Annotated in this window: 11 protein-coding genes, 1 pseudogene and 2 riboswitches; of the genes and pseudogenes, 10 read left to right on the top strand and 2 right to left on the bottom strand. The window is 67.7% G+C overall.

The features are described from left to right. Positions 1-3 precede the first annotated feature (3 nt). The 8 genes from rsfS (at position 4) to WJU27_RS15955 (ending at position 6,992) form a co-directional block, all read left to right on the top strand. A complete protein-coding gene (gene rsfS / locus WJU27_RS15920) occupies positions 4-384 on the top strand; it encodes a ribosome silencing factor (RefSeq protein WP_019915848.1) in 381 nt (126 codons plus the stop codon). Further along, positions 381-851 carry a 23S rRNA (pseudouridine(1915)-N(3))-methyltransferase RlmH gene (rlmH, locus tag WJU27_RS15925; RefSeq protein ID WP_341422713.1) on the top strand — a complete coding sequence of 157 codons (471 nt, stop codon included), beginning with the start codon at positions 381-383 and terminating at the stop codon, positions 849-851. Before rsfS ends, rlmH begins: the two co-directional genes overlap by 4 nt. Further along, a complete protein-coding gene (locus WJU27_RS15930; protein ID WP_341422714.1) occupies positions 848-1,474 on the top strand; it encodes a Maf family protein in 627 nt (208 codons plus the stop codon). Before rlmH ends, WJU27_RS15930 begins: the two co-directional genes overlap by 4 nt. A 28-nt stretch (positions 1,475-1,502) precedes the next feature. Further along, positions 1,503-2,957, top strand: a complete 1,455-nt coding sequence (rng, locus tag WJU27_RS15935; protein WP_341422715.1) for a ribonuclease G — start codon at positions 1,503-1,505, stop codon at positions 2,955-2,957. 101 nt (positions 2,958-3,058) lie between these two features. Then, positions 3,059-3,442, top strand: coding sequence for a YkvA family protein (locus WJU27_RS15940; protein WP_232415935.1), 384 nt, complete (start codon positions 3,059-3,061; stop codon positions 3,440-3,442). Positions 3,443-3,560: 118 nt separating this feature from the next. Next, complete coding sequence (locus WJU27_RS15945) at positions 3,561-4,433, top strand: Tll0287-like domain-containing protein (protein WP_020162973.1); 873 nt, start codon at positions 3,561-3,563, stop codon at positions 4,431-4,433. Between the two features lie 92 nt (positions 4,434-4,525). After that, on the top strand, positions 4,526-6,610 hold the full coding sequence (locus WJU27_RS15950; RefSeq protein WP_341422716.1) for a protein kinase domain-containing protein: 2,085 nt from the start codon (positions 4,526-4,528) through the stop codon (positions 6,608-6,610). 1 nt (position 6,611) lies between these two features. Beyond that, entirely contained in the window at positions 6,612-6,992 is a 381-nt protein-coding gene (locus WJU27_RS15955) for a hypothetical protein (RefSeq protein ID WP_341422717.1), read from the top strand. Positions 6,993-7,012: 20 nt separating this feature from the next. On the opposite strand, the gene WJU27_RS15960 is transcribed toward WJU27_RS15955, so the two are convergent. Continuing rightward, the gene (locus WJU27_RS15960; RefSeq protein ID WP_341422718.1) at positions 7,013-8,476 is read right to left on the bottom strand and encodes a C13 family peptidase; all 1,464 of its coding nucleotides are present in this window, start codon (positions 8,474-8,476) and stop codon (positions 7,013-7,015) included. 126 nt (positions 8,477-8,602) lie between these two features. Next, a riboswitch (S-adenosyl-L-homocysteine riboswitch) is annotated at positions 8,603-8,700 on the top strand. A 73-nt stretch (positions 8,701-8,773) separates the two neighbouring features. Between WJU27_RS15960 and ahcY the strand changes: the two genes are divergently transcribed. Then, positions 8,774-10,183: an adenosylhomocysteinase gene (gene ahcY, locus WJU27_RS15965; RefSeq protein ID WP_296807773.1), complete on the top strand. Its 1,410-nt coding sequence runs from the start codon at positions 8,774-8,776 to the stop codon at positions 10,181-10,183. Between the two features lie 87 nt (positions 10,184-10,270). Here the strand turns inward: ahcY and WJU27_RS15970 are convergent, their stop codons facing one another. Then, a complete protein-coding gene (locus WJU27_RS15970) occupies positions 10,271-11,773 on the bottom strand; it encodes a carbonic anhydrase (RefSeq protein WP_341422719.1) in 1,503 nt (500 codons plus the stop codon). A gap of 116 nt (positions 11,774-11,889) precedes the next feature. Beyond that, positions 11,890-11,996, top strand: a riboswitch (TPP riboswitch). Between the two features lie 49 nt (positions 11,997-12,045). Here WJU27_RS15970 and WJU27_RS15975 point away from each other — a divergent pair. Beyond that, positions 12,046-12,365, top strand: a pseudogene (locus WJU27_RS15975) (phosphomethylpyrimidine synthase ThiC); the annotation flags it as partial.

A 12,365-nucleotide genomic window follows, 5' to 3' on the forward strand; every position in this document is an offset into this window, starting at 1 on the left:
TACATGGATATCAATGCACTGCAGGCGCTGGTCATCGACGCGCTGGAAGACATCAAGGCGAAGGACATCGAAGTGATCGACACCTCGAAGTTCAATGCGCTGTTCGACCGCCTGGTCATCGCCAGCGGCGACTCGAACCGGCAGACGCGCGCACTGGCGCGCAACGTGCAGGAGAAGGTGAAGGAAGCCGGCGGCACGGTGATCAGCGTCGAGGGCGAGGACACCGGCGAGTGGGTGCTGGTCGACCTCGGCGACCTGGTCGTGCACGTGATGCAGCCGGCGGTACGCGCCTATTACAACCTCGAAGAGCTGTGGTCCGGCTCGGCCAAGCCGTCAACCGACAAGTCGGCCGCGGCCCGCGCACGCGGAACGGCGGCGCGTTGAAACTGCTGGTGATCTGCGTCGGGCACCGTATGCCCGACTGGGTCGATGCTGGCGTGCAGGAATTCGCCCGCCGCATGCCGCGCGACTCGGCCATGCAGATCATCGAAGTGAAAGCCGAACCGCGCACCCAGGGCAAGCCGGTCGAGGTGCTGATCGAAGCCGAACGGGCACGCATCGAACAGGCCATCCCGCCGCGCGCCCGCATCGTCGCACTCGACGAGCGTGGCGACGACCTGACGACCGTCGCGCTGACCGCGCGGCTGCGTCGCTGGCGCGCCGACGGTGACGACGTCGCGCTCCTCATCGGCGGGCCAGACGGCCTGTCGCCGGCGCTGAAGTCGCGCGCACACGAGCTGATCCGCCTGTCGAGCCTGACGCTGCCGCACGCGCTGGCCCGCCTGCTTCTGGCCGAAGCGTTGTATCGTGCGGTGAGCCTTGAAGCCAATCACCCCTATCACCGAGAATGAGCCTTTCGAACACCGTTCCGCCCGTCCTCTATCTCGCCTCGCGCAGCCCGCGCCGGCGTGAACTGCTCACCCAGATCGGCCTGAGTTTCCTGATGCTGCCCTTCCGCGGACTGCCGCGCGAGGACATCGACGTATCTGAAGACGTGCGCGACGGCGAGGACGCCGAAACCTATGTCGTGCGCGTCGCACGCGCCAAGGCGCTGGGCGGCGAACAGCGCCTGGCCTGGCGGCGCATGTCGGCCGGGCTGGTGCTGTCGGCCGACACCACGGTCGAGATCGACGGCGACATCCTCGGCAAGCCGGCCGACGCGGCCGACGCCACTGCCATGCTCACCCGCCTGTCCGGCAGCACGCACCGCGTGCTCACCGCGGTCGCCGTCAGCGACAGCCGGCGGCTGGAGCACGCGCTGTCCATTTCCACCGTGCGCTTCGCGAAACTCGAGCCGCGCGACATCGAACGCTATGTACTCAGCGGCGAACCGATGGACAAGGCCGGTGCCTACGGCATACAGGGCCGCGCCGGCGCCTTCGTCGAGCACGTCGAAGGTTCCTATACCGGCATCGTCGGCCTGCCGCTGAACGAAACCTGGCAGCTGCTGCGCCGCTTTGGCATGGACATCTGATCCGACTTCCCACTTTCCGGTCCGCACCATGAACGACCAGTTCCTCATCAACTTCACGCCGCAGGAAACGCGCGTCGCCCTGCTGCAGCAGGGCGCGGTGCAGGAACTGCACATCGAGCGCAGCAGCGCGCGCGGCATCGTCGGCAACATCTATCTGGGGCGCGTCGTGCGCGTGCTGCCCGGCATGCAGTCGGCCTTCATCGACGTCGGCCTCGAACGCACCGCCTTCCTGCACGTCGCCGACATCTGGGAAGCGCGCCAGAACGGCGAGCCGCCGAAGCCGATCGAACGCATCCTGACCGAAGGGCAGAGCGTGCTGGTGCAGGCGCTGAAGGATCCGATAGGCACCAAGGGCGCGCGCATGTCGACGCAGATCAGCATCGCCGGCCGCCTGCTGGTGCATCTGCCGCAGGACCGCCACGTCGGCATTTCGCAGCGCATCGAATCGACCGAGGAACGCGAGGCACTGCGCGCGCGCATCCACGCGCTGCTGCCGCTTGAGGACCCGGGCGGCTACATCGTGCGCACCATGGCCGAATCGGCCAGCGACGAGGAACTGGCAGCCGACATCGCCTACCTGCGCAAGACCTGGCAGGAAATACGGAATCGCGCAAAGACCGCCAAGCCGCCCACGCTGGTGTTCGAAGACCTGACGCTGGCGCAGCGCGTGCTGCGCGACCTCGCCTGCGCCGATACGCAGAGCATCCAGGTCGACTCGCGCGAGAACTACGTGAAGCTGCGCAGCTTCGCCGAGGAATACATGCCGCAGCTGACCAAGCTGCTGGAGCACTATACCGGCGAGCGCCCGCTGTTCGAGCTGCACAGCGTCGAGGAGGAAATCGAGAAGGCGCTGGCGCGAAGGGTCGATCTGAAGTCCGGCGGCTACCTGATCTTCGATCAGACCGAGGCGATGACGACGATAGACGTGAACACCGGCGGCTTCGTCGGCTCGCGCAATTTCGACGAAACCATCTTCAAGACCAATCTGGAGGCGGCGCACCAGATCGCCCGCCACCTGCGCCTGCGCAACCTCGGCGGCATCATCCTGATCGATTTCATCGACATGGAAAGCGAGGAACACCGCGCCCAGGTGCTGGCCGAACTGCACAAGGCGCTGGGCCGCGACCACACGAAGATTTCGGTCAGCGGCTTCACCTCGCTCGGCCTGGTCGAAATGACGCGCAAGCGCACCCGCGAATCGCTGGCCCACGTGCTGTGCGAACCCTGCCCGACCTGCGGCGGCCGCGGCGAAGTGAAGACGGCGCAGACCATGAGCTTCGACATCCTGCGCGAACTGCTGCGCGAAGCGCGCCAGTTCACCGCCCGCGAATTTCGCATCCTGGCCCACCCCAAGGTGGTCGACCTTTTCCTCGAAGAAGAGTCGCAGGCGCTGGCCATGCTGTCGGACTTCATCGGCAAGCCGATCTCGCTGCACGCCGAGTCGAGCTATTCGCAGGAGCAGTTCGACATCGTGCTGCTCTGAGCCAGAGGCCCTGGCCGTTGTGTGACAGTACTTGGCTGACGGACAAGGCGTTTTTGTGGTTTGATTGAATGCAAATCGATCACAACAAATTGCAGGCCATCATGACCGGATCCGGACTGAAAGAGCGCATACGCGCGATCAAGCTCGAAGTGATGGCGCTTGCCGTCGCCGCGCAGGACACTCGCACGCCGCGCCGTGCCAAGATCCTGCTGCTCTTCCTGCTCGCCTACGCGGCCAGCCCGATCGACCTGATTCCGGACTTCATCCCGGTACTTGGCATGCTGGACGAGGTGGTGCTGCTGCCGCTGGGCATCTGGCTGGCGGTGCGCATGATCCCGCCGGACGTGATGGAGGCGGCGCGCGCCCGCGCCCGTGCGGGCAAGCTGCCGGCCAACTGGGCGGCCGGCATCTTCATCCTGCTGCTGTGGGCGGCGTCGATCGCCGCCATCGCCTGGTGGTGGATGAACCGGAGCCCGGCAGCGTGACAGCCTGCGCCTGCCTGCGCTGACACAATTCCTTGCAATCCCGTCAATGACTTACAATCGGGCCGCAATCAGAGCGGCCCCGCAAGAGGCCGCGGCAAAAAACTGACCGGTGCCTGCGATGGGACTCAGACTCAAATTCAACCTCGTGCTGATCGGCGTGTTCGCGATCGGCCTCGCCGCCTGTGCGGCGCTGTCGCACCGGCTGCTGCATGACAACGCACGCGCCGAGGTCGAGCGCAACGCCCGGCTGATGATGGAAACCGCGCTCGCCATCCGCGCCTACACGGTGAGCCAGATCAAGCCCCACCTCGATCCGATGCTGGCCGAGCAGTTTCTGCCACAGACGGTGCCGGCCTACGCGGCGACCGAAACGCTGAACGAGCTGCGCAAGAACCACCCGGAGTACGCCTACAAGGAAGCGACGCTGAACCCGTCCAACCCGCGCGATCGCGCGTCGGACTGGGAAGCCGATCTGGTGGCCAGCTTCCGCAACGCGATGGACGTGAAGGAGCTCACCGGCGAACGCGACACGCCGACCGGTCGCCACATGTATATCGCGCGGCCCATCCAGATCACCAACCCCGCCTGCCTGGCCTGTCACAACACGCCAGCGACGGCGCCGCCGAGCATGGTGAAGGTGTATGGCGAGGCGAACGGCTTCGGCTGGAAGATGAACGAAATCATCGGTGCCCAGGTGGTGTCGGTGCCGATGACGGTGCCGGTGAGCAACGCCGACCGCGCCTTCACCACTTTCATGGCCTCGCTTGTCGGGGTGTTCGTGTTCGTCATGGTGGCGCTGAACCTGATGCTGGAATGGCTCATCATCCGCCCGGTCGCACGCATGTCGGCCGCCGCCGACCGCATCAGCACCGGCGACTTCTCGGTGCCGGAGTTCGGCGACGGCGGGCGCGACGAGGTGTCGGTGCTCGGCGCCTCCTTCAACCGCATGCGACGCAGCCTGGAAACGGCGATGCGCATGATCGACAGCTGACATGAAATTGCCCCCACGCTTACTTCGTTCGCACAGGGCCGGCCTTGCACAGCCGGCCCGGCGGGCGGCGCGCGGCGCCGCGGAAAACTGAGATGGCCGGAGGTCCTACTCCTTTCGGCGACGACGACGAGGCGTTCACCGAAGACAGCGTGAACTCGGACGTGCTGGCCGGCAGCGGCTTCCTGCCCACGGCCAACGCCAGCCCCGGTGCGCTGCCGGTCGGCTGGGCACTGAACGAGTACCGCATCGAATCGTTGCTCGGCGGCGGCGGCTTCGGCCTGACCTATCTGGCGCACGACACGCTGCTCGACTGCAAGGTCGCCGTGAAAGAGTTCCTGCCCACCGACATCGCGGTGCGCGGCGACGCGCAGCGCGTGCTGCCGCGGGCCGGCCCGGCGGTCGAGATGTTCGAGCAGGGCCTGCGCCGTTTCCTCGACGAATCGCGCGCGCTCGCCACCTTCCGCCACCCGAACATCGTGCGCGTCAGCCGCTTCTTCGAAGCCAACGGCACCGCCTACATGGTGATGGACTACGTGCAGGGGCGCACGCTGAACCAGTGGGTGCGCGAGCGCAACGATGCGATCGACCGCACGACGCTGCTGGCCATCGTCAAGCCGCTGCTGGACGGCCTGCAGGTGGTGCATGACGGCGGCTTCCTGCACCGCGACATCAAGCCGGCCAACATCTGCATCCGCGACGACGGCACGCCGGTGCTGCTCGACTTCGGTGCGGCGCGCCGCTACCACGACACCGAGCACACGCTGACCGCCATCGTGACGCCCGGCTTCGCACCGTTCGAGCAGTACCACTCGCACGGCAATCAGGGACCGTGGACCGACATCTACTCGCTGGCCGCCGTCATGTACTGGCTGGTGACCGGACAGCGCCCGGTCGAATCGGCCGCCCGCGTGCACAACGATCCGCTGCGGCCGGCCGCCAAGGCCGCCGACGCGGCCATCTTCGGCGCTTCGCTGCTGCGTGCCATCGACTGGGCGCTCGAGCCGCACGAAACCCGGCGCCCGCGCAGCGTGGCCGACTTCCGTCGCGTGTTCATGCCGGTGCCGGCGGCGCGCGGCCCGCTCGCGTCCGGCACGCCGCCGGCACCCGCGGTACGCGCCAGCGGCGCGTCGGAGGAGCGGCGCACCATCGTCTGCAGCGTGCTGTACGCGCAGATCGACCGCAGCGTCGATCTCGACACGGCGCAGCGACTGGCCTGCAAATCGGAACTGGACGACGCGCTGGCGCGCGCCGCGCGCTCGGTCGATGCCGACAGCCGGCTCATCCACGACACCGAGGACGGCGCCGCGCTGTGCCTGCTCGGCCAGCCCGAGGACGCCTGCGTGGTGGCGCAGCGGCTGCGCGCGCTCGACCTCGGCGACGAGGGCGGCGGACTGCGTCAGGGCATCAATCTGGGCCCGGTACGGGTGACCCGCGCGGGCACCGGCGCGCTCGACGTGCACGGCGACGGCCTCGATGCCGCGCGCACGCTGGCCGGCCTGGCACGCGCCGGTCAGGTGCTGGTGTCGCGCGCCTATTTCGAGACCGTGTCGGCGTTGGGCAGCGGCGCGCCGGTCGGCCTGCACGCCACCGGCCAGCGCGCCGAGATCGCCTCGCGCAGCCAGGAGGTGTTCGAACTGGATGCGCGCAGCGGCATCACCCGCCGCGTCGACGATGCCCAGCCCGGCCTGGCGCAGGACGCGCTGACCCCGGTGCTCGAAGCGCTGCTCGCCCGCCACATCGGGCCGATGGCGCGCGTGCTGGTGACGCGCATCGGACCCAAGGTCGCCAGCCCGGCGCTGCTGATCGAGCAGCTGGCGACGCACATTCCGGGCGACGCGCAGCGCGCTGGTTTCCTGATCGAGGCCAAGCGGCATATCGCCGGAACCACCGGCGTGTCATCGACGGTGCGCAGTGCGTCCATCGATACGGTCAGCGCCTCGCGCCGCAGCACACCGCTCACCACCACGTCGCGCAGCAGCGCTTTCGGCCCGCGACCGCTGGACGACGCGCTGATCGCCGACATCGAGCACCGGCTGGCCCGACGCATCGGGCCGATGGCGCGCATCCTGGTCGGTCGCGCGCTGAAGCGGGCGAGCGACGAACAGGCGCTGCTCGAAGAGCTGTCGCGCGACATTCCCGACCCGGTGCAGCGCGCCGCCTTCCTCGCCGGCAAGTGATATGTCAGCCCTGAACCGCTGCCCGCACTGCGGGCGGGACACCATCGCGCGCCTGATCAAGCTGACCGCCCGCGCCAAGGCGCCGGCCGTGTGTCCGGAATGCGGCGGGCGCTCGTGCACCGGCATCACGCCACTGTCGCTGTTCGGCTACTTCGCGCTCATCCTGGTCTGCGGCACGCTGCTGCGGCTGGCCGCGCGCACCGGCAACCGCTGGTCGCTGCTGGCCGTGCTGGCGCTGTTCGGCGGCGGCTTCCTCTACATTTCCTACCGCACGCCGCTGGTGAAGCTGGAGCGCTACCCGCTGCAGCGGAACATTGCCATCGCCGTCGTCGTCGCGGTTTTCGCGGCGGGCGGCTGGTGGTGGTTCAGCAGCGGCGTCTGAGTCGCCGGTCGAGCAGCCCGTCAGCAGCGCGCCTGGTCGCAACTTGAGGTCGCGGCCGGCTCGCCACTCGGACCGCCCTGCTGCGCCTGCAGCGTGCGCGGCATCCGTTGCCAGTCCGCGGCCATCGCGTCGAGCCGTGCCTTGATCGCCTCGCCAACGGCGATCTGCGGCTCCGACGCTTCCAGCCCCTCCGCCGCCTCCCGCGTGCCGACCGCCGCACGGGCGCGGGCGAAGGCTTCGGTGAAGGATGGCGTTGCGCGCAGTGCCTCGTCGAAGAAGGCGCGGCCGAAGAAGGTCCAGTCGGCTTCGTGCGAACAGCCGTGCGAACTGCGGTCGGCGCGCGCGGCCGACATGACCAGCGTATCGGGTCCGGCGAGCGGCGCGATGAAGCCGCCCGAATAGCAGGCCGACACCAGGATGACGCGGTGGCGGATGCCGGCCGCGTCGAGCAGGGCGCCGAGGCGCTGCGGCGTCAGCTGTTCCAGTTCCCACGGCCACAGGCTGAGGTCGAAGCGGTGGTCCTCGGCGCCGTGCGAGGTCAGGAACACGAACAGCACGTCCTCGTCGCGGTTCATCCGTTCGCCCAGCGCGCGCAGGCTGGCTTCCATCGCGCTGACGGTGGCCAGCGGCCGGTCGAGCACGGTGGCCGGGTTGTTGGCCAGCACGATGCTGCGGCCGCCGGTGTCGAAGCGCTCGGCGAACAGGCGTTCGACCTTGTCCACCTCGCGCAGGAACACATCCTGTGCGCCATGGCCGGCGATGGCCAGCAGGAACAGTTCCGGCCGACCCGGTTCGCCGGGCTCGATCCGGGCGATCGCCTCGGTCAGCAGCAGGGGCTGGCGGTAGATCAATGCTTCGCTGCGGGCGGCCTGCCAGCGCGCCGTTTCACCGTCGTCATCGGTGTGCGCCGCCACCCACAGCGGCATCTGCGTACCCAGCATCGCAGTCGGCAGCAGGTAGCACAGACCGACGATGGCGAGCATGCCGAGGCGCCGCGCCGGTCTGGCCTCGAATACCTCTCCCAGCAGCACGGCAGAGGCGATCAGCCCCCAGGCCGCGGGCGCCCACCAGACGAGATCGACCGCGTCGCCCAGTTCCGCCCACACCTCGGCCGGCAGCAGCGCGAGCGCATTCCACAGCAGCGACAGCCATATCCACAGCGCCGCCATGCCGACCACGCCGCGCAGCCAAGCCTCTGGCCGGCCGGCCAGACGGGCCGCCGCCCACACGGCGAGCATGAGCCAGGGCAGGTGGAACAGCTTGCCGGCCAGCGCGTCGGCCATGAACTGGCCATCCGGCCCGGCGCGCGCGAAGTCGAAGCCGAAATCGAGCGCCAGCGACAGCAGTTCGAGTGCTATCCAGGCCGCCGCGCCGGCGCACAGGGCCGGGGCGGCCTTCCACAGCAGCAGGGCGCGCAGACCGGCACCCAGATTGCGGGCGAGGTCGGCCAGAGGCGAACGGGGTGGCGTCGGTTCCAGTTCCATCGTCGGATGCCGTAAATCGTGCGGAGGTCGGGAACGGATTATCCGTTGCCACACTCTGTAGCGGGCGCCGATCGTGAAACCGGGTACTTCACCCGGCAGATGCGGGGCGCGACGCTATAATCCAAAGCTTCCGAGGAGCGCTGCAAGGTGCCGCAAGGCCCCCAGGCTCGGACCCCGCCAGACCGCCACGGTCGCGGGCACTTTTGCAACGGCGCTCACCTGAACCCGCCGCCCGGGCAGCAGTCCGGCCGCGGATGGCAGGTGAGATACCGCCTGCCGCATCAAAAGGAGCCCGTAATGAATGCACCCGCCGAACTGAAGGATTACGTCATTGCCGACCTGTCGCTGGCCGACTGGGGACGCAAGGAAATCGCCATCGCCGAGACCGAAATGCCCGGCCTGATGGCGATCCGCGAGGAATTCGCGACGCAGCAGCCGCTGCGCGGCGCCCGCATCACCGGCAGCCTGCACATGACCATCCAGACCGCCGTGCTGATTCAGACGCTGGAAGCGCTCGGCGCCGAAGTCCGCTGGGCCTCGTGCAACATCTTCTCGACCCAGGACCACGCCGCCGCCGCGATCGCCGCTGCCGGCACGCCGGTGTTCGCGGTCAAGGGCGAGTCGCTGGAAGAGTACTGGGACTACACCCACCGCATCTTCGAATGGCCGGACGGCGGCTACAGCAACATGATCCTGGACGACGGCGGCGATGCGACGCTGCTGCTGCACCTGGGTACCAAGGCCGAAACCGACCCGACCGCGCTGCACCACCCGGCGAGCGAAGAAGAGGTGTGCCTGTTCAACGCGATCAAAACCACGCTGGCGCGCGACCCGAACTGGTACTCGAAGCGCATCAAGCACATCAAGGGCGTGACCGAAGAAACGACGACCGGCGTGCACCGCCTGTACCAGATGCACAAGGAAGGCCGCCTCGCCTTCCCTGGCATCAACGTCAATGATTCGGTCACCAAGTCCAAGTTCGACAACCTGTATGGCTGCCGCGAATCGCTGGTCGACGGCATCAAGCGCGCCACCGACGTGATGGTGGCCGGCAAGGTGGCGGTGGTCGCCGGCTATGGCGACGTGGGCAAGGGTTCGGCGCAGGCGCTGCGCGCGCTGTCGGCCCAGGTGTGGGTGACCGAAGTCGATCCGATCTGCGCTCTGCAGGCGGCGATGGAAGGCTACCGCGTGGTCACGATGGACTACGCCTGCGAACACGCCGACATCTTCGTCACCGCCACCGGCAACTACCACGTGATCACGCACGATCACATGGTGAAGATGAAGGACCAGGCCATCGTCTGCAACATCGGCCACTTCGACAACGAGATCGACGTCGCCTCAGTCGAGAAGTACCAGTGGGAAGAGATCAAGCCGCAGGTCGATCACGTCATCTTCCCGGACGGCAAGCGCATCATCCTGCTGGCCAAGGGTCGCCTGGTGAACCTCGGCTGCGGCACCGGCCACCCGTCCTACGTGATGTCTTCGAGCTTCGCCAACCAGACCATCGCGCAGATCGAGCTGTTCACCGAAACCGCAAAGTACCCGGTCGGCGTCTACACGCTGCCCAAGCACCTCGACGAGAAGGTGGCGCGCCTGCAGCTGAAGAAGCTGAATGCGCAGCTGACCGAGCTGACCGACGCGCAGGCCCGCTACATCGGCGTGCAGAAGGAAGGCCCGTACAAGCCGGACCACTACCGCTACTGAGCATTCGGTTCGCGGTTGGCGCGCCCTTCGGGCCGCGCCAATGAAAAAGGCCATCCCTCGGGATGGCCTTATTTGCGCCCGCGCGGCTCAGCGCGACTGCTTGATCAGTCGGCTGTTGGCTGCCTGCACCGGACGCGCATTGTTGCGGTAGAGGTGACCAAAGATGCCGATCTGTTCCGGCGACAGCTGCAGCGGCTCCTTCATCACCAGCCAGGTCACGCCTTCCGAGCACGGCGGCGTCGTCAGCGAACCCATATAGGTGTAGTAGTCGCGCTTTTCCGGCAGCAGTTTTGCCAGATCGATACTCACGTCCGGGCGCGACTCGACGTTCTTCTGCAGCGGCAGGTAGGCCCACAGCGTATTGAACAGCGGGTGTTCGGTGCCGCGGTCGAGCAGCACCGCGACCACGGCCAGATTGCCGTCCAGATCCTTGTGCACCAGGTGAGCGACCATGTCATAGGTCTTGCCATTGACGCGCTCTTCGGCCGGCTTGTGGAAATGGAACTGCACCAGCTCGTAGCGCTTGCCGACCAGCGTGATCGTGCTGCCCTCGCCGACATTCACCTGCACCGTGTGGCCGTTGTCGACGACGGTGAAATAGGTGGTCCGGTAATCGAACTGTACCGGCGGCAGATCGACCTTGATGCCGTCGCGGATGTCGATCGGCGATTGCGTCTGGCCGGTCGCGCATTTCGTCCACTCCGGCTTCAGCCGGCCCCAGTTCTGCGGGCCGAATTCGCCCTCGTAGCTCCAGTGGATGTCGCCGTGCGCGTGCGCGACGGGCGCAGCCTCGAGCGCCGGCTTCTTCGGCGCAGCGTGAGCGGCCGGCGCGACGGCGGCCTGCATGACCGGGCGCGGCCGCGGCTTCGGGGCCGGCGGCGGCAGCGGGATTTCGCTGCGCATCACCGGCGGCTTGGTCGCCGCCGGCGCGGCGTCGTGAGTGTCCGGCTTCTTCGTGCCGGCATCGGCCACCTTTGCCGGCTCGGCCTTCGCTGCCTCCGGCTTGCCCGCCGAGCCGGTGGGCTTCTTCGCGCTGCTCATTTCCTCGCGCGCCTGGGCCGCGGCTTCGCGCAGATCGGGCTTGATGTTCACCATTTCGGTGCGCTCGACCTTGCCGAGGTCGCCCGCGTTGGCGGCGGTACGCGCAGCACGGCCAGCCTGTTCGGCCACCTGACGGAGTTCTTCGGCGGCCGGCGGCTGACACACTTCGCGGAACAGCTTTTCGTCCAGCGTGCCGGGCAGCAGCGAAATTTCGCTGTCCGAGCCGGTGCGCTCCTCGCGCAGGATTTTCTGGTTGGCGTCCAGATAGACGCGCTTGATCGTGGCGAAACGCAGGCTCTGGCAGTCGTAGCGATTCAGGGCCTGCACCATCGCGTAGCCGGTTTTTTCGGCGTCGGCCTCGGTCAGCACCAGCCGGCCCCAGGCCACCTTCTTGCCGCCCTCCGCGCGCAGCACGCTGTCGCGATCGATCTCGATCTTCTTGCCGCGGTCGGTCGAAATCGTGTGCCAGTCGGCCGCCTGCACCGCGCCGCAGGCGCAGCCGATCGCCAGCGCGATCAGGGTCGGTCGGAAGATGGAAAGCTGCGTCATGTCCGGTCTCGTTCAGGCTCTGCCCGTATCGGGGCGATGACCGGTCTACGGCAGAGGGGCCCGTTGGCTTGAACGGCACGCCTTGCGCTTGCGTCGCGGCCGGGTTACCGTGTTCAGGCACACGTTAGGGGTGCCGGTGACCTGAAGCATGGCAGCCGGCTGAGACACACCCTCAACACCTGATCCGGATCATGCCGGCGTAGGGAAACGGGCGACTTCTCGACATGGAAGCCGGCGTTCCCCGCGCCGACGCAGCAAGCACAGGAGCTTCCATGAACGCCAAAGACACCTTCCTCGCCGACCAGGCACACGTGGACGAAGCGGCGATCGCGCCGCTGCCCAATTCGCGCAAGATCCACATCGAAGGCTCGCGCCCCGACATCCGCGTGCCGATGCGCGAGATCTCCCAGGCGGACACGCCCACCGGCTTCGGCGGCGAGAAGAACCCGCCGGTCTTCGTCTACGACTGTTCCGGCCCCTACACCGACCCCAAGGCCTCGATCGACATCCGCCGAGGCCTGCCCGCGCTGCGCGCCCGCTGGATCGAAGAACGCGGCGACACCGAGCAGCTCACCGACCTCTCTTCCGAGTT

The organism is Methyloversatilis sp. NSM2 (assembly GCF_038066675.1).
GTDB lineage: Bacteria > Pseudomonadota > Gammaproteobacteria > Burkholderiales > Rhodocyclaceae > Methyloversatilis > Methyloversatilis discipulorum_A.

Excerpts from the sequence above, each read along its gene's own strand:
- WJU27_RS15960 (WP_341422718.1), bottom strand. The coding sequence starts at position 8,476 with ATGGAACTGGAACCGACGCCACCCCGTTCGCCTCTGGCCGACCTCGCC.
- rsfS (WP_019915848.1), top strand. The coding sequence starts at position 4 with ATGGATATCAATGCACTGCAGGCGCTGGTCATCGACGCGCTGGAAGAC.
- WJU27_RS15930 (WP_341422714.1), top strand. The coding sequence starts at position 848 with ATGAGCCTTTCGAACACCGTTCCGCCCGTCCTCTATCTCGCCTCGCGC.
- rng (WP_341422715.1), top strand. The coding sequence starts at position 1,503 with ATGAACGACCAGTTCCTCATCAACTTCACGCCGCAGGAAACGCGCGTC.
- WJU27_RS15940 (WP_232415935.1), top strand. The coding sequence starts at position 3,059 with ATGACCGGATCCGGACTGAAAGAGCGCATACGCGCGATCAAGCTCGAA.
- ahcY (WP_296807773.1), top strand. The coding sequence starts at position 8,774 with ATGAATGCACCCGCCGAACTGAAGGATTACGTCATTGCCGACCTGTCG.
- WJU27_RS15950 (WP_341422716.1), top strand. The coding sequence starts at position 4,526 with ATGGCCGGAGGTCCTACTCCTTTCGGCGACGACGACGAGGCGTTCACC.
- WJU27_RS15945 (WP_020162973.1), top strand. The coding sequence starts at position 3,561 with ATGGGACTCAGACTCAAATTCAACCTCGTGCTGATCGGCGTGTTCGCG.
- WJU27_RS15955 (WP_341422717.1), top strand. The coding sequence starts at position 6,612 with ATGTCAGCCCTGAACCGCTGCCCGCACTGCGGGCGGGACACCATCGCG.
- WJU27_RS15970 (WP_341422719.1), bottom strand. The coding sequence starts at position 11,773 with ATGACGCAGCTTTCCATCTTCCGACCGACCCTGATCGCGCTGGCGATC.